Source organism: Microbacterium ginsengiterrae, from assembly GCF_014205075.1.
GTDB lineage: Bacteria > Actinomycetota > Actinomycetes > Actinomycetales > Microbacteriaceae > Microbacterium > Microbacterium ginsengiterrae.
In genome coordinates, this window is sequence record NZ_JACHMU010000001.1 from 551,693 (window position 1) to 577,222 (window position 25,530).

At 69.9% G+C, this 25,530-nt stretch carries 20 protein-coding genes, 1 tRNA gene and 1 other RNA gene; 4 read left to right on the forward strand and 18 right to left on the reverse strand.

The window, feature by feature from the left end:
* Nucleotides 1-12: 12 nt before the first annotated feature.
* The 12 genes from HD600_RS02815 to ffs all read right to left on the reverse strand — a co-directional run bounded on the left by HD600_RS02815 (nt 13) and on the right by ffs (nt 14,586).
* Complete coding sequence (locus HD600_RS02815; protein ID WP_184281420.1) at nt 13-1,077, reverse strand: aspartate-semialdehyde dehydrogenase; 1,065 nt, start codon at nt 1,075-1,077, stop codon at nt 13-15.
* A gap of 102 nt (nt 1,078-1,179) precedes the next feature.
* Nucleotides 1,180-2,466 carry an aspartate kinase gene (locus tag HD600_RS02820; protein WP_144797837.1) on the reverse strand — a complete coding sequence of 429 codons (1,287 nt, stop codon included), beginning with the start codon at nt 2,464-2,466 and terminating at the stop codon, nt 1,180-1,182.
* A gap of 125 nt (nt 2,467-2,591) precedes the next feature.
* On the reverse strand, nt 2,592-3,515 hold the full coding sequence (locus tag HD600_RS02825) for an EamA family transporter (protein WP_184281422.1): 924 nt from the start codon (nt 3,513-3,515) through the stop codon (nt 2,592-2,594).
* Between the two features lie 34 nt (nt 3,516-3,549).
* Complete coding sequence (gene recR, locus HD600_RS02830) at nt 3,550-4,143, reverse strand: recombination mediator RecR (protein WP_144797588.1); 594 nt, start codon at nt 4,141-4,143, stop codon at nt 3,550-3,552.
* Nucleotides 4,143-6,464, reverse strand: coding sequence for a DNA polymerase III subunit gamma and tau (locus HD600_RS02835; protein WP_184281424.1), 2,322 nt, complete (start codon nt 6,462-6,464; stop codon nt 4,143-4,145). Before HD600_RS02835 ends, recR begins: the two co-directional genes overlap by 1 nt.
* 52 nt (nt 6,465-6,516) lie before the next feature.
* Nucleotides 6,517-9,000 (reverse strand): glycoside hydrolase family 65 protein, encoded by a 2,484-nt coding sequence (locus tag HD600_RS02840; protein ID WP_184281426.1) that lies wholly within the window; start codon nt 8,998-9,000, stop codon nt 6,517-6,519.
* Nucleotides 8,997-9,758, reverse strand: coding sequence for a beta-phosphoglucomutase family hydrolase (locus tag HD600_RS02845; protein ID WP_184281428.1), 762 nt, complete (start codon nt 9,756-9,758; stop codon nt 8,997-8,999). Before HD600_RS02845 ends, HD600_RS02840 begins: the two co-directional genes overlap by 4 nt.
* A gap of 126 nt (nt 9,759-9,884) precedes the next feature.
* Nucleotides 9,885-11,108: an acetate/propionate family kinase gene (locus tag HD600_RS02850; RefSeq protein WP_184281430.1), complete on the reverse strand. Its 1,224-nt coding sequence runs from the start codon at nt 11,106-11,108 to the stop codon at nt 9,885-9,887.
* Nucleotides 11,105-13,219 carry a phosphate acetyltransferase gene (gene pta / locus HD600_RS02855; protein WP_184281432.1) on the reverse strand — a complete coding sequence of 705 codons (2,115 nt, stop codon included), beginning with the start codon at nt 13,217-13,219 and terminating at the stop codon, nt 11,105-11,107. The genes HD600_RS02850 and pta overlap by 4 nt, the downstream gene beginning before the upstream one ends.
* Nucleotides 13,220-13,242: 23 nt before the next feature.
* Nucleotides 13,243-13,833, reverse strand: coding sequence for a hypothetical protein (locus tag HD600_RS02860; RefSeq protein WP_184281434.1), 591 nt, complete (start codon nt 13,831-13,833; stop codon nt 13,243-13,245).
* 8 nt (nt 13,834-13,841) lie between these two features.
* Nucleotides 13,842-14,444: a rhomboid family intramembrane serine protease gene (locus HD600_RS02865; RefSeq protein ID WP_260980563.1), complete on the reverse strand. Its 603-nt coding sequence runs from the start codon at nt 14,442-14,444 to the stop codon at nt 13,842-13,844.
* Between the two features lie 45 nt (nt 14,445-14,489).
* An RNA gene (gene ffs / locus HD600_RS02870) (signal recognition particle sRNA small type) lies at nt 14,490-14,586 on the reverse strand.
* A 103-nt stretch (nt 14,587-14,689) separates the two neighbouring features.
* Between ffs and HD600_RS02875 the strand changes: the two genes are divergently transcribed.
* The 3 genes from HD600_RS02875 to HD600_RS02885 are packed head-to-tail and all read left to right on the forward strand — an operon-like array spanning nt 14,690 to nt 19,068.
* Nucleotides 14,690-15,661: an AAA family ATPase gene (locus HD600_RS02875; protein ID WP_144797575.1), complete on the forward strand. Its 972-nt coding sequence runs from the start codon at nt 14,690-14,692 to the stop codon at nt 15,659-15,661.
* A 4-nt stretch (nt 15,662-15,665) separates the two neighbouring features.
* On the forward strand, nt 15,666-16,862 hold the full coding sequence (locus HD600_RS02880; RefSeq protein ID WP_144797573.1) for a DUF58 domain-containing protein: 1,197 nt from the start codon (nt 15,666-15,668) through the stop codon (nt 16,860-16,862).
* The gene (locus tag HD600_RS02885; protein WP_184281436.1) at nt 16,849-19,068 is read left to right on the forward strand and encodes a transglutaminase TgpA family protein; all 2,220 of its coding nucleotides are present in this window, start codon (nt 16,849-16,851) and stop codon (nt 19,066-19,068) included. The genes HD600_RS02880 and HD600_RS02885 overlap by 14 nt, the downstream gene beginning before the upstream one ends.
* A gap of 19 nt (nt 19,069-19,087) precedes the next feature.
* Here HD600_RS02885 and trhO read toward each other — a convergent pair whose 3' ends face one another.
* Together trhO and HD600_RS02895 are read right to left on the reverse strand one after the other, a co-directional pair.
* Nucleotides 19,088-19,987 carry an oxygen-dependent tRNA uridine(34) hydroxylase TrhO gene (trhO, locus tag HD600_RS02890; protein WP_184281438.1) on the reverse strand — a complete coding sequence of 300 codons (900 nt, stop codon included), beginning with the start codon at nt 19,985-19,987 and terminating at the stop codon, nt 19,088-19,090.
* Nucleotides 19,984-21,300, reverse strand: coding sequence for an LssY C-terminal domain-containing protein (locus tag HD600_RS02895; RefSeq protein ID WP_338402275.1), 1,317 nt, complete (start codon nt 21,298-21,300; stop codon nt 19,984-19,986). The genes trhO and HD600_RS02895 overlap by 4 nt, the downstream gene beginning before the upstream one ends.
* Before the next feature lie 109 nt (nt 21,301-21,409).
* On the opposite strand from HD600_RS02895, the gene HD600_RS02900 reads away from it, so the two are divergent.
* A tRNA-Ser gene (locus HD600_RS02900) sits at nt 21,410-21,497 on the forward strand.
* A 108-nt stretch (nt 21,498-21,605) separates the two neighbouring features.
* On the opposite strand, the gene HD600_RS02905 is transcribed toward HD600_RS02900, so the two are convergent.
* From HD600_RS02905 to HD600_RS02920, 4 genes are read right to left on the reverse strand one after another with little or no spacing between them, the layout of a single operon-like run.
* Complete coding sequence (locus tag HD600_RS02905) at nt 21,606-22,208, reverse strand: GNAT family N-acetyltransferase (RefSeq protein WP_184281440.1); 603 nt, start codon at nt 22,206-22,208, stop codon at nt 21,606-21,608.
* Nucleotides 22,205-22,864, reverse strand: a complete 660-nt coding sequence (locus tag HD600_RS02910; protein ID WP_241731947.1) for a phosphatase PAP2 family protein — start codon at nt 22,862-22,864, stop codon at nt 22,205-22,207. Before HD600_RS02910 ends, HD600_RS02905 begins: the two co-directional genes overlap by 4 nt.
* A 42-nt stretch (nt 22,865-22,906) precedes the next feature.
* Nucleotides 22,907-24,061, reverse strand: a complete 1,155-nt coding sequence (locus HD600_RS02915) for a cystathionine gamma-synthase (RefSeq protein ID WP_144797565.1) — start codon at nt 24,059-24,061, stop codon at nt 22,907-22,909.
* A gap of 54 nt (nt 24,062-24,115) precedes the next feature.
* Nucleotides 24,116-25,498 carry a cystathionine beta-synthase gene (locus HD600_RS02920; protein ID WP_184281442.1) on the reverse strand — a complete coding sequence of 461 codons (1,383 nt, stop codon included), beginning with the start codon at nt 25,496-25,498 and terminating at the stop codon, nt 24,116-24,118.
* Between the last annotated feature and the right edge of the window lie 32 nt (nt 25,499-25,530).

Consider the following 25,530-nt stretch of genomic DNA (forward strand, 5'->3'; position numbering starts at 1 on the left):
GGGGCGACCGGATCAGGCGGACAGACGCTCCGCGACGATCTCGGCGATCTGCACGGCGTTGAGGGCCGCACCCTTGCGCAGGTTGTCGTTGCTGACGAAGAGCACGAGCCCCTTGTTCTCCGGAGCGGACTGGTCGGCGCGGATGCGTCCGACGAAGCTCGGGTCCTTACCTGCCGCGTACAGCGGCGTCGGCACCTCTTCGAGCACCACACCGGGGGCGTCGGCGAGGATCTCGCGCGCGCGATCCGGCGTGATGTCGTCGGTGAACTCGGCGTGGATCGACAGCGAGTGCCCGGTGAACACCGGAACGCGCACGCAGGTCCCCGCCACGCGGAGGTCGGGAAGCTCGAGGATCTTGCGGCTCTCGTTGCGGAGCTTCTTCTCTTCGTCGGTCTCGTTCAGGCCGTCGTCGACGATGGAGCCGGCGAGCGGCACGACGTCGAACGCGATGGGTGCGACGTACTTCTCCGGCTGCGGGAAGTCGACCGCGGAACCGTCGTGCACGAGGCGGAGCGTGTCGCCCTGCGCGAGGACGCCCTCGACCTGACCCAGCAGCTCCTGCGCACCGGCGAGACCGGACCCGGAGACCGCCTGGTAGGTGGACACGATCAGGCGCTCGAGGCCTGCGGCCTCAGCGAGGGGCTTGAGGACCGGCATGACCGCCATCGTCGTGCAGTTCGGGTTCGCGATGATGCCGCGGGGGCGCTCATCGATGGCATGCGGGTTCACCTCGCTGACGACGAGCGGCACCTCAGGGTCGTTGCGCCATGCGCTCGAGTTGTCGATCACGACGGCACCGGCCGCGGCGAAACGCTCGGCGTACGCACGGCTCGCCGTGGCCCCTGCGGAGAACAGCGCGATCTCGATGCCGGACGGATCAGCGGTCTCGACATCCTCGACGACTACGGACACACCGCCGAAGTCGATCGCCGTCCCCGCCGAGCGCGCCGAGGAGAACAGACGCAGCTCCCGGATCGGGAACGCACGCTCCGCGAGAATCTCGCGCATGACGGAGCCCACCTGACCGGTGGCGCCCACGATGGCGACGGAGTGTCCTGAGTCGGAGATGCGGGTCATGCGGAACGCCTTCCTGAAGGGGGTGAGAGCGAGTCTAGTGAGCCTGTCCGAACGGTCGGAGGCCGGCGGCGACAGCCGCCGCCTGCGGTTGGTGGGAAGTGCTCAGCGGCCGGTGCCGGCGTGGACGACGGCCTCGACCTCGGCATCGAGGCCGTATGCGGTGTGCACGATGCGGGCGGCATCGGCGAGGTCGGTGTCGCGCAGGACGACCGAGATGCGGATCTCGGACGTCGAGATCATCTCGATGTTGATGCCCGCGGTCGACAGCGCCTCGAACAGCGTCGCCGACACACCGGAGTGCACGCGCATGCCGGCGCCGACGACCGAGAGCTTGCCGATCTGGTCGTCGTGGACCAGGCTGTCGAAGCCCACCTCTGCCTGCTCGGCCGCGAGAGCCTTGAGCGCGGCCGATGCGTCCGCCTTCGGAAGCGTGAACGAGATGTCCGCACGACCGGTCGCGGCGGCCGAGACGTTCTGGACGATCATGTCGACGTTCGCGCCAGACTTCGCGACGATCTTGAAGATCTCGGCGGCCTTGCCCGGCACATCGGGGACCCCGACCACGGTGATCTTGGCCTGACCCTTGTCGGTGGCGACGCCGGCGACGATCGGTTCTTCCATGACTTCTCCCTCAACTTCGCGCGGGTCGTTCATCCCCTCGCCCAGAACGTATGTGCCCTCGCCGGATGAGAACGTCGACCGGGCATGGATGAGCACGCCGTGGCGGCGAGCGAACTCGACCGCGCGGATGTACAGCACCTTCGCCCCGTTGGCGGCGAGCTCGAGCATCTCCTCGCTGGAGACGTGGTCCAGTTTCTGCGCCCGCGGGATGACGCGGGGGTCGGCGGTGTAGATGCCGTCGACGTCGCTGTAGATCTCGCAGACGTCGGCATTGAGGGCCGCAGCGAGCGCGACGGCCGTCGTGTCGGAACCGCCGCGTCCGAGCGTCGTGATGTCGCGGGTGTCGCGGTTGAATCCTTGGAAGCCCGCCACGATGACGATCGCTCCCTCGTCGAGGGCCTCCCGCAGGCGCACCGGCGTGACATCGACGATGCGTGCGGAACCGTGGTGGTCATCGGTGATCATCCCGGCCTGGCTGCCGGTGAACGAGCGGGCGTCGAAGCCCATGGAATGGATCGCCATCGCCAGCAGGGCCATGGAGATGCGCTCTCCGCTGCTCAGCAGCATGTCCATCTCACGCGGGGCGGGGATGGGGGCGACCTCGTTGGCGAGGTCGAGCAGCTCATCCGTGGTGTCGCCCATCGCGCTCACCGCCACGACGACATCGTGACCGGCGCGACGGGTGTCGACGATGCGCTTGGCGACGCGCTTGATGCTCTCGGCGTCGGCGACGGACGAGCCGCCGTACTTCTGCACAATGAGGGCCACATTCACTCCCGGGGAAAGACGGGCGGTTTCGCCCACGGGCCATTCTACGTTCGTCGCGCATGTCGCCCCCCGCATGTGACGACCGGCGGCTGCCCCGCCTCTCAGGGTCGCCGCGAGTGTTCGCGTCAGGGAGCGGGCGGCGGCGGGAGGACCTCGGCCCGCGCCCGCAGACGCCCGCCGGTCGCGGCCAGCCAGCATCCGGCGAGGACGAGGGGGAACCCGATCAGCAGTCCGAGAGTGATCGGCTCGGCGAGGAAGAGGGTGCCCAGGAGGATCGCGACCACCGGATTGACGTAGGTGAAAAGCGGCGCCCGCACCGGCCCGACCTCGCGGATCAGTGCGAAGAACGCCACGAAGGCGACGGCCGTGCATATGACTCCGAGCAGCAGCAGCGCGACGGTCGAGCGGACCGTCGGAACCTCATGCGTGGTGAGCAGCGCCGCAGGGAGGTAGCCGATGCCGATCGCGGCCAGGGACAGGGTGATCGTGCCGATCGACGGCACGTCGGAGAGCCGATGGGCGATGATGAACGGCGCGATCGCGTACAGCAGCGCGGTGAGCATGATCTCGCCGATGGCCACGGCACTCGCCTGTCCGGACGGGAAGAGTCCTGGACCGGCGACGATCACGATCACACCGACGAACCCCAGGAGGAGGCCGCCGAGTCGCAGCGGAGCCAGCGCGGATCGGTCGCCGCGGATGAGGCCGATCATGACCGCGAACAGTGGGACCGTCGCCACGAGCAGCCCGGTGAGACCGGAGGGCAGCTGGGTCTCGGCGTGGCTGAGGAGCAGGAACGGCCCTGCCATCTCGACCAACCCGAACGCGAGCACCCACGGCCAGTGCCTCCACGCCGCCTTCAGCGCTCCGCTGCGCAGAGCGAACGGCAGGAGGATGACGGCGCCGAGCAGCGTCCGTCCTGCGACGACAGCAGGGGGCGTGAAGGACTGGACGGCCTCTTTGATGAACAGGTAGGTGATCCCCCACACGACCGCCATCACCGCGAACAGCAACCACCCTTTCCGGGTGAAGCCGCCCTGCGCGTTCACTCGTCCACGACCGGGGTGAGACCGATGCGGGTGCTCACAGCGTGCGCCTTCCTTCGAACGCGCGGCCGAGCGTGACCTCGTCCGCGTACTCGAGGTCGCCGCCGACCGGCAGTCCGGATGCCAGCCGCGAGACGGTGATCTGCATGGTCGTGAGGAGCCGGCTCAGGTAGCTCGCCGTCGCTTCGCCCTCGAGGTTCGGGTTGGTCGCGATGATGACTTCCTGCACGGTGCCGTCCGCGAGCCGGGACATGAGCTGCGTGATGCGCAGATCATCGGGGCCGACCCCGGCGATCGGGCTGATCGCTCCGCCGAGCACGTGATAGAGCCCACGGAACTCACGGGTGCGTTCGATCGCCGAGACGTCCTTGGCGTCCTCGACGACGCAGATGAGAGCGGGATTGCGGCGCGGGTCTCGGCAGATCGCGCACCGGTCCTGCTCCGACACGTTGCCGCAGATCTCGCAGAATCGCACGCGCGCGCGCACCTCGGTGAGCAGCTCAGCCAACCGGGCGACATCGAACGACGGGGTCTGCAGGATGTGGAAAGTGATCCGCTGGGCCGACTTGGGTCCGATGCCGGGGAGCCGACCGAATTCGTCGATGAGTTCCTGAACGATGCCGTCGTACATCAGGCGAACCTCGCCGGAGGCTCGTAGGGCTCTTCACGGACGAACGTCGCGCCGAGCACCTGGCGGATCACGGCCTCGCCGTAGCGCTGCACACCACCGGGCGATCGCTCCGACACGGCGGGAGCCGTGCGCGTCGGCGCCGTGCGCGGTGATGCCGAGGGTGCGTCTGCAGCGGGCATCGTCGTCTCCGCCGGAGCCCGGTACTCGTCCGGACGGTAGGGAGGCTCTTCGTCGGGGGGTGGAGCGTCATCGTCGTCCGGCAGAGGCGGCTCGTCGCGGTCGACCAGCCCGTCGTGGGGAGGGGTCGGTGCCGTCGCCTCGACCTCGGCGGGCTCGTCGTCGACGGGGAACTGCGGCTGCGGGGCACCACCGACCGGCGGGACCGGCGGGGACGCGACGGCGGGGCTGTCGGTCGGGATGGACGCGACGGCCCAGTCCGTCACCGGTGCGGCAGATGCGGAAGCCGAGGCCTCCGTGGCCTGCGCACTCCCGTCGCGCGGGGTACGCGCCGGCGCCGCGCCGCCGCCCTGAGCGCTCGGACGAGGGGCCGTGCGCACCGGTGCAGGGGCTGCGGCGTCCGCCAGCGCGGTAGGAGGCAGTTGAGCGGGTCGGTACTTGACCTTCACGCCGAGCTCCTGCTCGATCGCGGAGCGCAGATGGTCGGAGGGCCCGTCGCCCGGCGTGACGCCCTTGAACTTCTTCAGGTCGTGCTCGCTGGTGAAACCGACGGTGAGGATGTCGGTGTCGGTCGCGAAGTCCAACGGCTGCACGGCGGTCACGAGCAGCCAGGATGCGCGGCTGACCGTCTCGAGGCGTCGGAGGACAGCCGGCCACGCCGCACGGATGCGGTCGATGTCGACGGGGCCCGACGGTGCCGCCTCTGGTACCGACGAGGCTGCGGAGGCCGTAGCGGTCTCGGCCACCGGCGAGGACGTCTCCGACACCGAGGATGAGACCGAGGGCGCCGCGGGGGCAGCCGCGGGCGCATCGGACCGTGCGACCTCGGGTGCCGGTGCCGCCTGCGCGGGGGGCGTCGCCTCGGGTGCCGGTGCGCCGGCGGCGGGCCGGACAGCAGGCTGCTCGACCGTCGCCGGCGGTGCAGCAGGTGCATCCTGTCGCGCCGCGGGCGGGGTCGCCGTCGCAGGCGGAGCCGTCACGGCAGACGGGGCCGAGACCGGAGCGGGCGCCGCAGTCGCGACCGGCGCTGCGGAGGCGGACGCACCGGCCGCGCTGAGGACGCGGGCGATCATGAGCTCGAGGTGCAGGCGCGGCGACGTCGCCCCCGTCATCTCATCGAGCGCCGCGCTCACGACATCGGCGGTACGCGACAGGCGCGCGGAGCCGAAGGCCCCGGCCTGCGCCCGCATGCGGGCCAGCTCGTCTTCGGCGAGGCCCCGCAGCACGGCGGACGCGCCGTCACCGACCGCGGCGATCACGATGAGATCGCGAAGTCGCTCGAGCAGGTCGTCGACGAAACGGCGCGGATCCTGGCCGGTCTGGACGACACGGTCGATGGCGGGGAAGGCAGCAGCGGCGTCGCCCGCGGCGAGCGCGTCGACGATCTCGTCGAGCAGCGCACCGTGGGTGTACCCGAGCAGCGACACCGCGCGCTCGTACGTCACGGCGTCGTCATCGGACCCGGCGATGAGCTGGTCGAGCAGCGACAGGGTGTCGCGCGGCGACCCGCCGCCGGCCCGGACGACGAGCGGCAGCACACCCTGTGCGACATTCACGCCCTCTTCGACGCACAGCTTCTCGACGTAGTCGAGCATCGCGGCCGGAGGTACGAGCCGGAACGGGTAGTGGTGCGTGCGCGAGCGGATCGTGCCGAGCACCTTGTCGGGCTCGGTCGTCGCGAAGATGAACTTCACGTGCTCCGGCGGCTCTTCGACGAGTTTCAGCAGCGCGTTGAACCCCTGCGGGGTGACCATGTGCGCCTCATCGAGGATGAAGATCTTGAACCGGTCGCGGCTGGGGGCGAACGTCGCACGCTCGCGCAGATCGCGTGCGTCGTCGACGCCGTTGTGGCTGGCCGCGTCGATCTCGACGACGTCGAGCGATCCGCCGCCGGAGCGCGACAGCTCGACGCAGCTCGGGCACGTGCCGCACGGGGTGTCGGTCGGGCCCTCCGCGCAGTTCAGGCAACGGGCGAGGATGCGCGCCGATGTCGTCTTCCCGCAGCCGCGGGGCCCGGAGAACAGGTAGGCGTGACCGACGCGGTCACTGCGCAGGGCCGTCATCAGCGGATCGGTCACCTGGGACTGACCGATCATCTCCCCGAAGTTCTCGGGCCGGTAGCGGCGGTAGAGGGCTGTGGTCACCGCTCCAGCCTACGGCGTGCCACGGACACTTCGTGAGGCTGGGAGCGGCGCATCAGTCCTCGAACGACGAGATCACCGGGATGGCGGTCGTGATCACGGGAACGGATGCCGAGATCCGCGTCCCGTCGTCGCGTCGCGCACCCTCGAACTGCCCGAGTCGCGGGCGGCCGGGCAGCACGGGGCCCTGGTCGGCGAGCGGCACGACCGCGTCGGTGTCCGTCGACGCCCTGTACTCTCCGCCTCGGACCGTGAAGGTGACCGGTTCCCCGCTGCGCACGTGCACGCGGAGCTGATCGCGCGTGATCGTCACCTGCAGCGCCGACCCCTGCCACTGCAGCGGGAACGACAGCGACGGCCAGTCAGCGGGCAGCCGCGGGTCGAAGCTGAGCTCCCCCGCGTGGTCGCGCATCCCGCCGAAGCCGGACACGAGGGCGGTCCACACCCCGCCCGCCGAGGCCACGTGCACGCCGTCTGAGGCGTTGTGGTGCAGGTCGCCGAGGTCGACGAACAGGGACTGCTCGAAGTATGTCCGCGCGAGGTCCTGGTATCCGACCTCCGCAGCGAGCACCGACTGGACGACGGCCGAGAGCGTGGAGTCACCGGTGGTCAGGGGGTCGTAGTAGTCGAAGTCCGCCCGCTTCTCCTCCGGGGTGAAGTGGTTGCCCTGCAGGAAGAGGGCGAGCACGACGTCCGCCTGCTTGAGGACCTGGAACCGGTAGATCACCAACGGGTGGAAGTGCAGCAGGAGCGGACGCTGGTCGTCCGGGGTGTGCTCGAGGTCCCACACCTCGCGCTCGAGGAACAGCGAGTCCTGCGGGTGGATGCCGAGCGACTCGCTGAACGGGATGAACATCGCTTCTGCGGCCCGGTCCCACGCGTCGGGCTCGCCGGCGTCCAGGCCGGTGCGTTCGACGATGCCGGCATACGCCTGGGGATCGTCCTGCTCGATCTCCCGTACGACGCGCGCGGCGTAGCGCAGGTTGTACCTGGCCATGACGTTGGTGAACAGGTTGTCGTTGACGACGGTCGTGTACTCGTCCGGTCCCGTGACGCCGTGGATGTGGAATGTCGCATCGCCGTTCGCACCGCGCCAGAACCCCAGCGTCGCCCACAGCCGAGCCGACTCCACGGCGATGTCGACGGCCTCGCGACGCAGGAAGTCCTCATCACCCGTGGCTCGCACGTACTTGCCCAGCGCGAAGCTGATGTCGGCGTTGATGTGGTACTGCGCGGTACCGGCCGCGTAGTACGCCGATGCCTCCTCACCGTTGATCGTGCGCCACGGGAAGAGAGCGCCGGCCTCGTTGAGCTGCGCGGCCCTGCGGCGGGCGGCGGGGAGCATGAGCACGCGGGCGCGCAGGGCGTTGCGCGCCCACTGCGGGCTCGTGTACGTGAGGAACGGCAGGACGTAGATCTCGGTGTCCCAGAAGTAGTGACCGCTGTACCCGGATCCGGAGACGCCCTTCGCCGGCACGCCTGTTCCGTCGGCGCGCGCCGCCGCCTGGGCGAGCTGGAACAGGCACCACCGCGTCGCCTGCTGCAGGTCGTCGTGTCCTTCGATCACGACGTCGGAGCGCTCCCAGAACGCATCCAGCCAGCGCCGCTGACGATCGAACTGCGACGCGACCCCCTCGACCTCCGCACGATCGAGCGAACGACGGCAGCGGTCGACGAGCTCACGCGCAGGCACCCCGCGGGAGGTGTGATAGCTGACGAGCTTCGTGACCGTGATGGGGACGCCGGCCTTCGCCTGGATCCGGAAGACGTTCTTGGCGATGTCCGATTCGATGAGCGTCCGTGCGCTGTAGTCGTTGTCCGTCTCGATGACGTGGTCGGCGACCACCGCGACGGTCATCCCCGAATCGGCGACGCGGTAGGAGAGCGCGGAGCGCAGCCCTTCCTGCCAGAACTCGACCGGCTCGAGGACGCGGTCGGTGATCGTCTCGGTCTTACGAGGGTCGAAGCCGGCCTTCTGCGCGGCCGTCGGCGTGCCGGCGTACACGTCTCCGCCGTCCTGACGGTTGAGCAGCTGACAACTGATGGTCACCGGGGCGTCGGAGTTCTCCACCGTCACCTCGAGGCGGAGCACCGCCAGATGGCGTTCCTCGAAGCTCACCAGGCGCTCGTCGCGGATGCGGATGTGCTTGCCCGACGGCGTCTCCCACACGAAGCTGCGCTCGAGCACGCCGGTGCGCATGTCGAGCGTGCGGGCGTACTCGCGCACCTCCGCCTCGTCGAACGAGATCGGTTCGTCGTCGACGTAGACGCGCATGATCTTCGCATCGGGGGCGTTGACGATCGTCTGCCCCACCTCGGCGAAGCCGTACGCCTGCTCGGCGTGCCGGATCGGCCAGGTCTCGTGCAGCCCGTTGATGAACGTGCCGTGCTCGTACGCGCCTCGGCCCTCGATGTGGTTGCCGCGCAGACCGAGATAGCCGTTGCCGACCGCGAAGAGCGTCTCCGAGACGCCGTCCTCGCTGTAGCGGGTCTCGGTGAGACGCCACGGGTCGACGGGGAAGCGGTCGCGGTCGATCATGCGTTCTCCATGCTTTCGTCGGTGTTCGTGCTCGGGAGGAGGCGGATGAGGTCGTCGACGATGCAGGTCGCGCCTGCCTGACGCAGCGCCTCGGGACCGGCGCCGCGGTCCACGCCGACGACGGTGGCGAATCCGGCAGCCACCGCGGAGCCGACACCGGCGAGGGCATCCTCGACGGCGACGCTCGCGTCGGGATTCACCCCGAGCGCGACGGCACCGGCACGGAACATGTCGGGTGCCGGCTTCGACGCCAGCGCGTCGCGCTCCGCGACGCGGCCGTCGACGACCACGGTGAAGAAGTCCCTGATGCCCGCGGCGGCCAGCACCTCCTCGGCGTTCTTGGAGCTGGACACGACGCCCTGAGGGATGCCCTCGGCGCGCAGCCGTGTGATCAGGGCGAGCGAACCGGGGTACGGCGCGATGCCGTCGCGGCGCAGCGCGGCGGCGAACGCCGCGTTCTTCCGGTTGCCGATGCCGCACACCGACTCGACCTCCGGGCCGTCGCTCACGTCACCCCACGGGATCTCGACGTTGCGGCTGCGCAGCAGGCTGGCCACCCCGTCGTAGCGCTTCTTTCCGTCGACGTACGCGTAGTAGTCGGCATCCGTGTACGCCGGGGTGATGTCCCACTGGGCGAAGACGCCGTCGAAGACGGCCTTCCAGGCTCGCATGTGCACTTCCGCGGTCGGGGTGAGCACTCCGTCGAGGTCGAACAGCACGCCATCGGCGCGACGCAGGTCTGGCAGGTTCTCGGGCACTCAGCACTCCAAAGAGGACGGGACGGGGACTGGGCCGGCACCTCGTGTGCCTCGTTTCCAGCGTAGTCCGGCGATACGGGTGGCAGAAACCCCGGCGGGCACCGCGCGATGCGGCATCGGCGGCGCTCAGGCCAGGCCGTACGCCTGACGCGCGATCTCGAGCTCCTCGTCGGTGGGGACCACGAGGATCTCGACAGCGGAGTCGTCGGAGGAGATCCTCCGGATGCCCGACGCCGGGGCCGCGTTGCGATCGGCATCGATCCGCACCCCGAAGAAGCCCAGTGTGGCGAGCGCCTCCGCACGCACGCGCGCGGCGTTCTCGCCGACACCGGCCGTGAACGAGATCACATCGACCCCGCCGAGCTGGGCGATGTACGCGCCGGCGTAGGCGCGGAGCCGGTGGATGTAGACGTCGAACGCGAGCGTGGCGGCCTTCTCCCCTGCCTCGACGCCGGCGAGGATGTCGCGCATGTCGACCCGACCGGCCAGACCGAGCAGGCCGCTCTTCTTGTTCAGCAGCTCGTCGATCTCCTTGGTGGTGAGCTGGGCCACCCTGGACAGATGGAGCACGACGGCGGGGTCGATGTCGCCCGAGCGCGTGCCCATGACGAGTCCCTCCAGCGGCGTCATCCCCATCGAGGTCTCCACGGAGCGTCCGCCGTCGACCGCGGTGACCGACGCGCCGTTGCCGAGGTGGAAGACGAGCTGCTTGAGCTCCGTCAGCGGGCGGTCGAGGAACTTCGCCGCCTGCTCGGAGACGTACTTGTGACTGGTGCCGTGGAACCCGTATCGACGGATGCGGTGCCGCTTGGCCACGCGTCGCTCGATGGCGTACGTGTGCGCGGCGGGCGGGAGCGTCTGGTGGAAGGCCGTGTCGAAGACCGCGACGTGCGGCACGTCGGAGAACGTCCGCCGCGCGGCGCGGATGCCGGCGACAGCGCCCGGGTTGTGCAGCGGCGCGAGCACCGAGAGATCCTCGATGTTGATCTCGATGAGGTCGTCGATGAGCGTCGGGGCGAAGAACCGCGCACCGCCGTGCACGACGCGATGGCCGACCGCGACCGGAGGCATCTCCGACAGGTGCGGTCCGTGTTCCTCGAACTGCGCGAGCATCACGGACATCGCCTCGTCATGATCGCTGATCCTCCGGCTGCTTCCGTGCGTGCTGTCGAGCACGGCCGGGGTCGGCTCACCGTCGTCCGCGGTGCGGCGGACGGTGTGGGTCACCTCGCTGGAGTCCTGGCCGATCCGTTCAATGAGGCCCTCGCCGACCGGCACCTCGCGGTCCATGTCGATGAGGCTGTACTTCAGCGACGAGGAGCCGCTGTTGATGACGAGCACGACGCTCATGCCACTCCTCCCTGCGCCTGGATCGCGGTGATGGCCACCGTGTTGACGATGTCGTCGACGGTCGCACCGCGCGAGAGGTCGTTGATCGGCCGGTTCAGCCCCTGCAGGACCGGTCCGATGGCGACGGCGCCGGCCGAGCGCTGGACTGCCTTGTAGGTGTTGTTGCCCGTGTTGAGGTCGGGGAAGACGAAGACCGTCGCACGCCCGGCGACCGCGGACTCGGGGAGCTTCGCGGCGGCGACGGCGGCGTCAGCGGCCGCGTCGTACTGGATGGGCCCCTCGACGAGCAGCTCCGGCGCTCGTTCGCGGACGAGGGCTGTGGCCTCGCGGACCTTGTCGACGTCGGCGCCCGATCCGGACTCCCCCGTCGAGTACGACAGCATCGCCACCCGGGGGTCGATGCCGAACTGCTGCGCCGTCTCCGCGGAGGAGACGGCGATGTCGGCGAGCTGGGCCGCCGTGGGGTCGGGGATCACCGCGCAGTCCCCGTAGACGAGCACACGGTCGGCGAGTGCCATGAGGAAGACGCTGGAGACGACGTCGACACCGGGGCGGGTCTTGATGATCTCGAACGACGGCCGGATGGTGTGCGCGGTCGTGTGGGCGGCGCCGGAGACCATGCCGTCTGCGAGGCCGAGATGCACCATCATCGTGCCGAAGTACGACACGTCGGTGACGGTGTCGGCGGCTTGTCCGAGCGTGACGCCCTTATGCGCCCGCAGCCGCGCGTACTCGGCGGCGAAGCGCTCGACGTACTCCGGGTCGGTCGGGCTGATCAGCTGCGCGGCCGAGAGGTCGATACCGAGCTCGACGGCCCTCGCGTGGATCTCGTCCGCGTCGCCCAGGATGGTGAGGTCGGCGACGTCCCTGGCCAGCAGCGTCGCCGCAGCGCGCAGGATGCGGTCGTCACCGCCTTCCGGGAGGACGATGCGCCGGCGATCCGCGCGTGCGCGCTCGATGAGCCCGTACTCGAACATGAGGGGTGTGACGACGGTGGATTCGACGAGCCCCAGTTGCGTCACGAGCTCGGTGATGTCGACGTGGGTCTGGAAGAGGCCGAGTGCGCGGTCGTAGCGGTGGCGCGAATCGGCCGCCAGCCGCCCCCTCGCTCCCATGACCCGCACCGCCGTGTCGTAGGTGCCGTGGTCCGTGGCGAGGATCGGGACGCGAGAGGCCAACCCGTCCAGGAGACGCTCGATGGACTCCGGCAGCGGGAACGGCCCGTTGAGGATGATGCCGGCGATGGAGGGGAACGTCCCCGAGGCGTCCGCGAGCAGGAGGGCCAGCAGCACCTCGGTCCGATCCGCCGGCACCACGACGACCGCATCGTCGGTGAGGCGGGGGAGGACGTTGACCATGGACATGCCCGCAACGACGACACTGAGGGCTTCGCGGGTCAGCAGATCGGGGTCGCCCTTGACGAGCCGGCCGTCCACGGCGGCGAGGATGCCTCGGATGGACGGCGCGACCAGAGTCCGGTCCTCCGGGATCGCCCACACCGGCGTCCGGCGCTCCTGCTCGGCGCGGACGGCATCCGTCGTCGCCGCGAGGGCGTCCGGATCCGCGCGGTTGACGATGACGGCGAACAGCTCGGCCCGTTCGGCCTGCAGCTCTGCGAGCGCGAGAGAGGCGATCTGCCCGATCGCCGCGGGGGTACGAGCCGTGGAGGTGCCCAGCTGCTCTGCTCTCGCCTGCTGATCGCGCCCGCCGAGTACGAGGAGGACGGGAGCGCCGAGGTTCGCCGCGATGCGGGCGTTGAAGCCGAGCTCGGCGGGGCTGGCGACGTCGGTGTAGTCGCTGCCGACGATGACGACGGCGTCGCACTGCGCCTCGACCGCCTTGAAGCGCGCGACGATCGTCGCCAGGGCACGGTCGGGGTCGTCGCGCACCTCGTCGTACGTCACACCGACGCAGTCGTCGTAGTCGAGGTTCACCCCGTCGTGGGCGAGCATGAGCTCGAGGACGTAGTCACGCTCCGCGGATGATCGCGCGATGGGCCGGAACACGCCGACTCTCGGGATGGCGCGCATCAGCGCGTCGAGAACTCCCAGCGCGATCGTGGACTTTCCCGAATGACCTTCGGCCGAGGTGATGTAGATGCTCTGCGCCACCCTGCCAGCTTATGTCGTGTCCGTCACGCCGGACAGGGCCCGGAGAGCGCATCGACCACGGCCGTCGCATCCTGCTCGAATCGCGCGTAGTGGTCGGGGTCCGCGTTGATCTGCACGCGGTGGATCGCCAGGGTCGGCTCCATCTCGGCCCAGCCGCTCACACGGACGAGCCTCGCGTAGAAGAGCCCTGCCGCCGTCGCCGGGTCCATCCGCTGCTCGACGCTGCCCCACCAGTCCTGCTGCTGGAAGAGTCCGATGCTGCTGGTCCGCGTGCCATCGGGGTTCGTCACCCCTGAGGTCTCCCAGTCGCCGTAGTCGATGTTGCGCAGACTGCTCTCCCCCATCGCCGCCATCACGCCGATGATCTGCCCGTTCCGGCCGAACCCGCGCTCCTGCGCGACGCTGACGATGAGCGCGGCGTTCTCCAGCTGCTCGCCGTGCCACCCCTCCACACCGACGTCGGGGAAGGTCGACGGTTCCGTCGCGCACAGCTCCAGCGGAGCACGCGAGGCCGCGACGGGGATGAGGACCGCCAGGAGCCCGCCGAACGTGAGCCCTCCGATCAGCAGCCCGATGAGGAGGTCGCGCCGTGCGCGGCGTCGCCGCTTCGTCATGCGGCCTCTCACGCCCGGCGCGCTCCCGCGCCGCGCGCACCGAGCAACGCGGCGGCGGCACCGCCGACCGCGCCGAACAGATGCGCCTGCCAGGACACGCCGGGTCCGACACCGATGATCCCGGCGAGCATCGATCCGCCGTAGAGGACGATGACGACCAGCGCGATGAGCGCGTACACGAGGCGATGGGCGATCGGCCGCGGGGAGAGCACCCGGACGACGACATACGCGAAGTAGCCGAAGACGAGCACACTGGCGCCGACGGTCAGCGTGCCCGGTGCGTTGAAGACCCAGGTGCCCGCTCCGCCGACGAGCGCCGACGCGCCCGTGACGAGCCAGAAGCGGCCGGTGCCCTCCACGGCGACGAGGCAGCCGAGCACGAGCAGCGGCAGCGTGTTGCCGACCAGATGCGGCCAGCTCGCGTGCAGCAGGGGGCCGAGGATGAGCCCGGGGGCGCTGGCGAGGTCCCAGGAGCGCAGGCCGAACCCGGTGAAGGAACCGGGCAGGATCGCATCGGCGATCTGGATCGCCCACATCAGCGCGACCAGCGCGAGCGGCGACGCGAAGCGGGCGACGGCGCTGGGGCGTTCGGAGGCGACGGGAGCTGTCACACCAAGATCCTCGCAGGTGAAGCCGGGGGCTTCGCGCAGGGCAAAAGAAAAGACTCTCCGCGCACCCAGCAGAGCCCGGTTACCCTTGCTACGTTTCCGTCCTGGGGGAATTGGCCTGGATGCTGCCACGCGGAGAGCCTCGGACAGTCTACCTGTTCCTGAGACTGCTGCAGAACCGCCCGCCCCTCGCACCGCCGGGGCGCGTTACGATCAAGGCATACCCGACGGCGGGCGAGAGGGAGCGCATGGACGACACCCGGATCACGGCCGAGCAGTTCGCGACGCAGACGTCGTCGATCCTGGAGTCCGTCGGCGAGGTGATCGACGGCAAGGAGGAAGCCGTCCGCAGCGCACTGGTGTGCCTGCTCGCCGAGGGGCATCTCCTCATCGAGGACGTGCCGGGGGTCGGGAAGACGATGCTCGCGCGTGCACTCGCCGCCAGCGTCGACGCCAGCGTCCGCCGCATCCAGTTCACCCCCGACCTGCTGCCGGGCGACGTCACCGGCGTCTCGGTCTACAACCCGGTGGATCGGGAGTTCGAGTTCAAGCCGGGCGCGGTCTTCGCCCAGATCGTCCTCGCCGATGAGATCAACCGCTCCTCCCCCAAGACGCAGTCCGCGCTCCTCGAGGCGATGGAGGAGGGACAGGTCACCGTCGACGGGCGGACGCACCCGCTCCCCGACCCCTTCCTCGTCGTGGCGACCCAGAACCCTCTCGAGATGGAGGGCACCTACGCGCTGCCGGAGGCGCAGCGCGACCGCTTCATGATGCGGATCTCGATGGGCTACCCCGACGCCGCCGCCGAGGCGCTCATGCTCCGCCAGCGCGACAGCGTCAATCCCCTCACGGCGATCCGTCCCGTCGTCGACGCCGCCGCGATCAGCCGCATGATCGGATGGGCGCGCTCCGTGCACGTGTCTCCCGCCGTGGAGGAGTACGCCGTCGCACTGGCGCACGCGACCCGCAACGACCCCAGCCTGCACCTCGGCGCCAGTCCCCGCGCCACGCTCCAGCTCGTGCGCGCCGCGAAGGTGTGGGCGGCTCTGGAAGGGCGCGAGTTCGTCATACCCGACGATCTCACCGCCCTCATCGTCCCGGTCTTCGCCCACCGGCTGCTCCCCGCTCGCGGTGTGCACCGAGCGGGCGCGCAGCCGGTCGAGACGGCGCTGCGACAGATCGTCGAACGCGTCCGCGTGCCACTGACCGCTCGCTCTTGAGATCATGCGACCAGGACGACCCCTGACCGGCCGCGGCGTCGCCGCGCTGCTGACCGGGGTCGGCTGCGCGATCGCAGCGAACGTCCTCGCCGCCCCGATCCTGCTCTACGTCGCCGTCCTGCTGTTCGCGCTCGTCATCGTCGCGGTGGTCGCGGTCAGAGCCCCGCGGCGCGGCGGTGCCGTCACGCGCCGCATCTCGACCGATCTGCTCACGGTCGGTGAGGAGTCGCAGGTCGCCGTCCGCTTCGATCTGCGCGCGCTGCGCATACCGCTGGGCACATGGCGCGACGCGCTCCCCTCCGCCGTGACCGGTGACGCGGAGGGCGACTTCCCGACCGACAACGGCACGAGCATCCGCTATCGCATCACCGGTGCACGACGAGGGGTGTGGCCGATCGGACCGCTGTCCCTGCACACGATCGATCCCTTCGGTCTCGCACAGCGGGTGCAGGAGTTCGGCGACACCCGCACCGTCACCGTCGTGCCGGAGGTCGTGCCGCTCGCTCCCATGAGCCGAGCGGCCGGTGCCGCCGGGGGGACGGCGCACACGGCGACGTCGCGACTCGGCCAGGGCAGCGACAACCTCTCGCCCCGCCGTTACGTCTCCGGCGACTCGATGCGGCGCATCCACTGGAGGGCGACGGCTCATCGCGGCGACCTCATGGTGCGCCAGGAAGAAGAGGAGGCGAGCCCCGATGCCGTCGTGATCCTCGACCGCGCGGCCCGCCGGTGGTCCCCGCACACCGGCGCCGTGGATCCCGCCTTCGAGACGGCCGTCGCCGCGTGCGCGTCGATCGCCCTGCACCTCGTCCAGGAGGGCTACAACGTCGACGTCCGCGACTCAGCGGGCACCGTGCTCGGCGTCCTGCGCGGTCAGGAGGATGATCGCGACTCGCTGCTCGTCGTCCTCGCGATGGTGCAACCGCAGGGCGAAGGGCGGGACGTCGTGACACTGCTTGACGGCACTCCGCCCGGACCTCTCGTGATGATCACCGGCCGGATCGACGAGCCCGACGCGGCCGGGTTGCGCCACGGCGGCGCCGCCGCGCCGATCCTCCTGACGACGGGTCCAGGAGCCGGTGCCCTCGCGGCAGCCGGCGCGCTCGGCTGGTCGACGGCAGAACTCGACGACGTCTCGTCGGCATGGGACGACGCACTGGCGGGGCACGTGGCACCGGGAGGCGGCCATGTTCCGCGCTGAGCCGAAGGCCGCGATCCCCCCGGCGGTCGCATACGCGCAGCGGCTCAGACGCCGCGACCGCACGCTGGCGGCCGCGCTGCTGTCCCTGTGCGCCGGGCTCGTCATGCTCTGGCCGTTCACATCGGTGATCGCCGCCGGGCCGTGGTCGCTGCTGAGCATCACGCTGATCGTGGTGGTCGTGCTCTCGGGGATGCTGGCCCGTCTGGTCCGTCGAGGTCGACACGCGGACGGAGTGCTGCCCTTCTTCGTCCAGCTCGTCGTCGCCGTCCTCGCGATCACGGTGCTGCTCCTCCCGCAGGGGGCGCTGCTCGGCGTGGTCCCGACCGGCACGACCGTCGACCTGCTCAGCCGGCTCGCCGCCGACGCCGTGCAGCAGGTGCAGTTCGGCACCGCGCCACTGGTCGACACCCCCGCCCTGCGCACGGTTCTCAGCATCGGGTTCGCGGCCGTGGCGATCCTCCTCGACCAACTCATCACCGCCCGTCTCGCGCTCCCGGCGATCGTCGTGGTCGCGGTGGTCGGCGCACTGCCGATGATCATCACCCTCGGCGATGCGAACGTGCCGTGGTTCGTGCTGCTCGCTCTGCTCTCGCTGTTCCTGCTGCGACACAGCATCCGCCACGGCGATCGGCTGCCGCAGCGGGCATCGACCGGCCTGTCGGTCGGCGTCGGCGCCGCAGCCATCGCCGCGGCTCTCGCCCTCACGCCCGTGCTGCCGCTGTCGACGACCTGGCTCGGACCCGGCGCCAGCACGCAGTTGGATCCCTCGCTGCGACTGGGCGAGGATCTGCGGCGTCCGACACCGTTCACCGTGATCACCCTCGCCACCGACGCCCCCACCGCTCCCTATCTGCGCATCGCCACGCTGTCCTCCTTCGACGGAGAGACGTGGTCCCCCGACACGAGCAGTCTCCAGCCGATCGCAGACGGCTTCGGAGACCCGGACTGGGGCGACATCGACACCGACGAGATGCGCACCTCGATCCGGATCAACGGGATCTCGGGCTCATGGCTCCCGGTCCCCTATGCGGCGACCCGTGTCGTCGGCGTCTCGTCCGGCTGGGAGGCGATGCCGTTCAACCGCACGGTGACCTCCGACGACCTGGATGCCGCGGACGAGGACTACACGGTGACCTTCGAGGTCGTACAGCCCACACGCGAACAGGTGCAGGCGACCACCGCGACACCCGGCATCAGTCCGAACGTCTCGGACCTGGTGACCGAGACCGCGCTCGATGTCACCGCGGAGGCGACCTCCGACTACGACCGCCTCATCGCGATGCAGGACTGGTTCCGATCGCAGTTCGAGTACTCGCTGGACGCACCGGTGGCCGGCGACTTCGACGGCACCGGCATCGAAGCCGTCGAGGAGTTCCTGCAGGTCCGGTCGGGCTACTGCATCCACTTCGCCGGCGCCTTCGCCCTCATGGCGCAGTCCCTCGACATGCAGGTCCGCATCGTCGTCGGCTACCTGCCAGGGTCCCTCACCGACGAGCGTCGCGGCGACGAGTCGATCTACACCGTCAGCAGCGACCAGATGCACGCGTGGCCCGAGGTGCACTTCGACGGCATCGGCTGGGTGCGGTTCGAACCGACCGCCTCTCTCGGGGTGCCCACCGACTACCTTCCCGCCACGACCGAGGGCGGCACGACGACGGATCCGAACGCCCCGGAGCCCTCCGCCGCGCCGTCGACCGCACCGACGCGGGACCCTGGGCTCGAGGAGGAGCAGCTGGGCGGTACGACGGCACCGGACGAGACGCTGCGCCGCCTCGATCCGACCCCGGTCGTCCTCGTGGGGGCGGGCGTGCTGGTCGTCCTGCTGCTGCCGATGCTCATCCGGCAGGGCGTGCGCGCCGGGCGGATGATGCGCGCACGGCGAGGCGATGCTGCGGCCGCATGGCGGGAGATCCGGGCGACACTGACGGATCTGCACCTGCCGGTGTCCGATGCCGACACACCGCGGTTGCGCGGCGCGCACCTCGTCGAGCGCGGCGCGCCTCCCGACGAGGTGCGACGGCTGGTGGATGCCGTGGAGCGGGTCAGTTTCGCGCGCTCGGATGACGGCATCGGCGACCTCGCACGGGAGCTCGCCCACGTCACCGCGGCGCTGCCGCGCGCCGTCGACGTGCGCGGCAGGCTCGCCGCTCTTCTGCTGCCGCGATCGCTGTTCGTGTCGGAGCGCTCTCGCGACCTCGTGGAGTGAGCGTACGCCGACCGTGCTGTCAGCCGGCGTTCGCCGCAGCGTGCTCCTCGCACGGAACGGCCCCGCAGGACGCGCACACCACGAACTGGGCGCGGCACGACGGATCGGGGCAGTTGGCCGTGCGGTTGGTGGCAGCGCCGCATCCGACGCAGGTGCCGATGACCGCTGCGTCGTCACTGAAGTCGATGGATCCGCGGCGGTCGAACACGTACAGGGATCCCTCCCACAGGCCCCTGTCACCGAACTCCTCGCCGTAGCGGACGATTCCGCCATCGAGCTGATACACCTCGCCGAAACCGCGCGAGACCATGAGGCTCGAGAGCACCTCGCATCGGATGCCGCCGGTGCAGTAGGTGACGACGGGCTTGTCCTTCAGATGGTCGTACGCGCCGGAATCGAGCAGCCGCACGAAGTCCCTCGTCGTCTCGGTGTCGGGGACGATCGCGTCCTTGAACCGGCCGATCTCGGCTTCGAGGGCGTTGCGTCCGTCGAAGAAGACCACGTCCTCGCGCTGCTCCACGAGTTCGTGCAGTGCGCCGGGCGACAGACGTGTGCCACCGCCGACGACGCCGTCCTCGTCGACACGCAGTTCTCCGGGCGCTCCGAAAGAGACGATCTCGTCGCGCACCTTCACGCTGAGCTTCGGGAAGTCGAGGCTGCGGCCTTCTGCGTCCAGTCCGCTCCCCTCGCTCCACTTGATGTCGGCCTTCGCGAACGGGGCATAGGAGCGGAACGATCGCGCCCACTTCTTCAGCGCGCGCAGCTCTCCGCCGAGCGTGCCGTTGATGCCGTGCGCAGAGATGATCAATCGCCCGCGCAGCCCCAGCGCCTCGCCGATGTCGCGCTGCCACACCCGGATCGCCTCGGGATCGGGCAGCGGGGCGAAGACGTAGAACAGGACGATCTTGGGGGTGCTCACCCTGAGATCTTAGGCGCGCCGACCTCGGGGTCCGCCGTGCGAGCGGCGCGACGAGCCCAGGCACCGGCCGAGTCGCTGGACAGGCAGAGCAGGGTGATGCACTGCACGGACGCCCCCAGGAGGGCGGAGTCCAGCCCGAGCACCGTGGTGCCGTCCATGTAGTCGACCGCCATGAACACGATCGAGACGGTGAGCAGGAGGATCAGTACCGCCCTGGAGCGGCGTCCGCGGGCGAGCACCATGCCCGCCATGATCAACTCACCGATCGCGAACAGCCCGAACACTGCGAGCACTCCGAGAAGCAGACTCATCTCAGCGGCGTCCGCCTCGGCGAGAGTCCGCCAGAGGTCATCATCCGTGAGCACCTCGATCAACTGCACGACCGCGACGAGGACCACGAGCGCCACCGCGACCGCGACGGTCAGGGGAACGCGGGCGATGGCGGGAACGGGCGCGCTGATGTCGAGCGGGGCACGAGGGGTGATCCCGTTCACGTCGATGATCGGCAGGTCGCCGTCGGTCTCGAATCGATCGCCGCCGCCGTTGCGGGAGTGATAACCGGTCGTGAAGTCGCGGAGCACGCGCACCTTCGCACCCGGATTCGCCTCCGTGACGCTCGAGACGACGTGGTCGCGCTCGATGTCGGTGTTCTCGTCGATGCGGTGGGTGATCTGCAGGGTGAAGAACGAGATCCCGACGTCGGTGTCGTACGTCGCCGCCCCCAGCCAGTCAGCGTGGGCACCACCGGGGAGCAGCCACCCCGGCGGCGAGTGCCAGAACCGCACATGGTGTCTCTGCTTGGGGTTTCCCTCCACCTCCTGCTGGTACGCGACGTCATGACGGCGGCCGAACAGCATGAGTGATGAGACGGGCGCGGTCGGATAGCTGCGCCTTGTGATCGTCGAGGTGATGATCCGCCATGTGGATGCCGCCGTGATCTCGTCCGCGTGATGCCAGCCCGCCGCGGACATGGCCTCATCGAGCTGCGCCGCGGTGCCGTCGATCCCGAGGTTCACCGGGTCGCCCAGCAGTCCGTCGGCCGTGCGCGTTCGGCCGAAGAAGTAGTCGGGGACGTAGAGGTCCGACAGCAACCGGTGCAGACGGGGAAGGACGAGGTAGGCGGTGATGGCCCAGATCGGGATCAGCCACGCCAACGCCCAGGGCGTGCGCACGCCCTGGATGGCGATGATGACGGCCAGCCACACGGCCGCCGCGGCTCCGATGAGGAAGGCGACACGGTCGAACACCGTCGCCCGAGGGACGGGCTGCTGCATCTGCAGCATCCACTTGCGGCGATGCGACGGCTCGGTCACGCGCTCTCCTGTACGTACGAGTCCCACCCGGATGCCTCCACTTTAGGGGGATCGACGCACCTGGCACGTCGCGCGTCGACGATCGGATAGACTGTTCAGGTTGTTCCTTGGTGACGTGTCCGAGCGGCCGAAGGAGCACGCTTGGAAAGCGTGTGTTGTGCAAGCAACCGCGGGTTCGAATCCCGCCGTCACCGCCAAATGACTGAAGGCCTCGCGAAAGCGGGGCCTTCAGTCGTTTATCGGACACTGGGGATTCGGGGAGGCACGAGCGGAGCGAGTACCGGATTCCCGCCGAAGGCGCCCGGTCAGGGCTCGAAGCGCACGCCGTACGACATCCCGTCGTCCGCCGTCGGCAGCCGATGCATCCCGATCCGCTCGTAGAAGCGTGCCGCGTTGACGTTGTCCGGGTTCATCCCGAGGTGGAGTCCCGGCACTCCCCGCCCACGCAGAGCCGCGAAGAGGGTCTCGATGAGCATCCGACCGACACCCTGCCCCTGAGTCTCGGGGAGAAGATCGATGTGCAGGTGCGCGGGGTAATCGCCGACGTTCGGCTCGCGCCCGGGCGCGCGGGCGTACGCGTACTCGACCAGCTTCTCCTCGCGGGTGCGTGGTTCAGCCGGCCGCGGGAAGCGGTCGGTGAACTGCGGCCACCACTCGTCGCGGAACCACTGCTCGAACGCCTCGGTGTCGTCCGTGCCGACCACGTAGCCGATGACCCGCCCGTCGTCGGCCTCGACGACCCAGGTCAGGCGGGGGTCCCGCACCGCGTACGGCACGGCGAAGATCAGGCCCCACAGCTCGTCATCGCCGAGGACTCCCGTCGCGTCCTTCCCGGAGTCCGCCGTCCGCACGCACACATCGAGCAGACCTGCACGGTCCTCATCGCGGAACGGGCGGATGCCGGTCACCGCGCGACTCCGTCGTCCTGCGAGGTCTCGGCCTCCGCGCGCACCGGTTCGCCGTCCACCGTCCGCCATCGCGTCCAGGTGAGAAGGAACCCGGCCATCAGCAGCGTGACACCGACGCCGACGAGTATGCCTCCCGCCGTGTCACTCAACCAGTGCACGGACACGAGGGTCCGCGAGAACGCCATCGCCAGCGCCCACACGGCGGCCACGATCCACACCCACAGCCGCGGGAACAGGACGACCGCCAGCGTCGCGAGCGTCGCGGCGTTCGCCGCATGCCCGCTCGGGAATGAACCGAAATCGGAGGTGACCAGCATGTCCTCCGGGCGCGCCCGACCGAACAGCGTCTTGAGCAGTTGGACGACCCCCGCGCTCACGAGCAGCGTCACCGCGACGAAGACCGCCCCGCGCCATCGGCGCGCGACGAGCAGTGCGACGAGGATGGCGATCGGGATCAGGTAGGTGGCGATCCACCCTCCGCCCACCCGGTCCAGCACGCTCGCCGCCCCGATGAGGAAGGGCGTGCGGATCTCCGCCATCCAGGTGTTCCACCCGGTGTCGAGGCCTGGCGCGACGTCTCCGCGCACCAGGATCCCGATCATGACGGCGATGAGGATCGCCCCTGTCCCCCACCACAGCAGCACCGGTCGCATCATCCGCCCATTCTCGCCCATGTCGGAGGAAGGGGCGACCATCCGTCAGTGCGCGATGCGATCCAGCCCCTGTTCGAGGTCGGCGAGCAGGTCGGCGACGTCCTCGATGCCAACGGACAGGCGCACGACGTTCTCCGGGACGGCGAGCTCCGTGCCGCGCACCGAGGCGTGGGTCATGTCCGGCGGGTAGCCGATGAGGGACTCGACCCCTCCGAGCGACTCGGCGAGCTGGAAGAGCTCGGTCGACTCGGCGAACGCCTTGGCCGCGTCGGCACCCGAGGCGAGCCCGAGCGACAGCATCCCTCCGAAGCCGCTCATCTGCGCTGCGGCCACCTCGTGGCCGGGGTGGGAGGCGAGCCCGGGGTAGTACACCGTCTCGAACTCCGGGCGCGCGGCGGCCCATTCCGCGATGGCCTGCGCGTTCACGCTGTGCTGACGCATCCGTACGGCGAGGGTCTTGATCCCACGGGTGGTGAGCCAGCCGTCCATGGGCGCCGACACCGCTCCGACGGCGAACTGCTGGAACCGGACCTGGTCGATGAAACGGTCGTCGCCGAAGATCACGGCGCCGCCGAGCACATCGGAGTGCCCGCCGAGGTACTTGGTGGTGGAATGCACGACGATGTCGGCACCGAGCGCGAGGGGATTCTGCAGCGCGGGTGACGCGAACGTGTTGTCGACGACGACGAGTGCGCCGGCGGCGTGCGCCAGCTCGACGGTCTTGGCGATGTCCACGACCTTCAGCAGCGGGTTGCTCGGTGTCTCGAGCCACACGATCTTCGTCTCGGGGCGGAGGGCGGCGCGCGCCGCGTCGACGTCGCCGAGCTCGACGGTCGATGTCTCGATGCCCCACGCGGCATGCACCTTCGTGAGCAGGCGGTGCGTGCCGCCGTAGACGTCGTTGCCCATGAGCACGTGGTCGCCGGGGCGCAGGATGCCGCGCAGCAGAGCATCCTCGGCGGCCAGCCCCGAGGCGAACGACAGGGCGCCGTGTCCGCCCTCGAGCGCGGCGAGCTGCGTCTCCAGGGAGTTGCGGGTCGGGTTCCCCGCCCTGTTGTACTCGTAACCCGATCGGAACCCGCCGATGCCGTCCTGCACGTGCGTGGAGGCCTGGTAGATGGGCGGGATGATTGCGCCGGTGAGCGGGTCGGGGTCCTGACCGGCGTGGATGGCGCGGGTGGCGAATGCGTGATCGGACATGGTCTCAGCCTACGTCCGCCCGCCCGATCCCGGCCGCCTGTTACGCCTGCGGCGTCATCGTGCGAGGTAGGCGACGAGGTCCTGGCGGGTGAGCACCGTGTGCGGACGCCCGTCCATTGTCACCAGGAGTGCGTCGGCCTCGGCGAGCGCAGCGCGGGCCTGTGCGACGGTCGCATGGATGCCGATGAGCGGAAGCCGCTCGCCGACGTGGTCGCCCACCGCATCGGTCGGTTTCGCGCCGTCCCGGAAGAGCAGGTCCAGCAGGCCGCGCTCGTCGACGGTGCCGACGACCTCTCCCATCATGACCGGTGGCTCCGCGCTCAGCACGACCAGCTGCGACACCGCGAACTCGGTCATCATCTCGATCGCGTCGTGCACGGTGTCACTCGGGTGCGCGTGGACGAGGTCGGGGATCGCGCCCTGCCCGCCGCGGCCGGCAGTACGGGCCTGCAGCACATCGGCGACCGTCTCCCCCTCGCTGACGTCGTTGAAGCCGTAGGAGCGCATCCACGAGTCGTTGAAGATCTTCGAGAGGTAGCCGCGGCCGCCGTCCGGCAGCAGCACCACCATGACGGCATTCGCCGGAAGGGTCTTCGCCACGCGCAACGCGCCGGCGACGGCCATGCCGCTGGACCCGCCGACGAGGATCCCCTCCTCCCTGGCGAGCCGTCGGGTCATCGCGAAGGATTCCGCGTCATCGACGGGCACGATCTCGTGGGGGACGCTCGGGTCGTAGGTGCCGGGCCAGATGTCCTCGCCAACCCCCTCGACGAGATAGGGGCGACCGGTGCCCCCGGAGTAGACGCTGCCCTCCGGGTCGATGCCGATGATGCGCACCCGATCGTCGGAGACGTCGCGGAGGTACCGCCCCGTCCCCGTGATGGTGCCGCCGGTGCCGACACCCGCGACGAAGTGGGTGACCTTCCCGTCGGTGTCACGCCAGATCTCGGGGCCCGTCGTCTCGTAGTGGCTGCGGGGGCCGTTCTGGTTCTCGTACTGGTTGGGCTTGAACGCCCCCGGGATCTCGGCGGCGAGCCGGTCGCTCACGCTGTAGTAAGACTCGGGGCTGTCCGCGGGGACACTCGTCGGCGTCATCACGATCTCCGCGCCGTACGCACGCAGCACGTCGATCTTGTCCTCGCCGACCTTGTCCGGCAGCACGAACACGCAGCGGTATCCGCGCTGCTGGGCGACGAGCGCGAGTCCGACTCCGGTGTTGCCGCTCGTCGGCTCCACGATCGTCCCGCCGGGGGCGAGGAGCCCTTCGGCCTCTGCCGCATCGATGATGCGTGTGGCGATACGATCCTTCGCCGATCCGCCGGGGTTGAGGTATTCGAGCTTGACGAGCACCGTGCAGGCGACGCCCTCGGTCACGTGCTGCAGCTTGACCAGAGGGGTGTTGCCGACGAGGTCGACGATGTGCTCGGCGTAGTCCATACGACCAAGCGTACGGGGCAGCGGGCGCCACG

What these genes read in the sequence shown, in the direction of transcription:
- HD600_RS02815 (WP_184281420.1), bottom strand. Translation starts at nt 1,077, where the DNA reads ATGACCCGCATCTCCGACTCAGGACACTCCGTCGCCATCGTGGGCGCC.
- recR (WP_144797588.1), bottom strand. Translation starts at nt 4,143, where the DNA reads ATGTACGACGGCATCGTTCAGGAACTCATCGACGAATTCGGTCGGCTC.
- HD600_RS02840 (WP_184281426.1), bottom strand. Translation starts at nt 9,000, where the DNA reads ATGATCGACCGCGACCGCTTCCCCGTCGACCCGTGGCGTCTCACCGAG.
- HD600_RS02850 (WP_184281430.1), bottom strand. Translation starts at nt 11,108, where the DNA reads ATGAGCGTCGTGCTCGTCATCAACAGCGGCTCCTCGTCGCTGAAGTAC.
- HD600_RS02860 (WP_184281434.1), bottom strand. Translation starts at nt 13,833, where the DNA reads ATGACGAAGCGGCGACGCCGCGCACGGCGCGACCTCCTCATCGGGCTG.
- HD600_RS02875 (WP_144797575.1), top strand. Translation starts at nt 14,690, where the DNA reads ATGGACGACACCCGGATCACGGCCGAGCAGTTCGCGACGCAGACGTCG.
- HD600_RS02880 (WP_144797573.1), top strand. Translation starts at nt 15,666, where the DNA reads ATGCGACCAGGACGACCCCTGACCGGCCGCGGCGTCGCCGCGCTGCTG.
- HD600_RS02885 (WP_184281436.1), top strand. Translation starts at nt 16,849, where the DNA reads ATGTTCCGCGCTGAGCCGAAGGCCGCGATCCCCCCGGCGGTCGCATAC.
- HD600_RS02910 (WP_241731947.1), bottom strand. Translation starts at nt 22,864, where the DNA reads ATGATGCGACCGGTGCTGCTGTGGTGGGGGACAGGGGCGATCCTCATC.
- HD600_RS02915 (WP_144797565.1), bottom strand. Translation starts at nt 24,061, where the DNA reads ATGTCCGATCACGCATTCGCCACCCGCGCCATCCACGCCGGTCAGGAC.
- HD600_RS02920 (WP_184281442.1), bottom strand. Translation starts at nt 25,498, where the DNA reads ATGGACTACGCCGAGCACATCGTCGACCTCGTCGGCAACACCCCTCTG.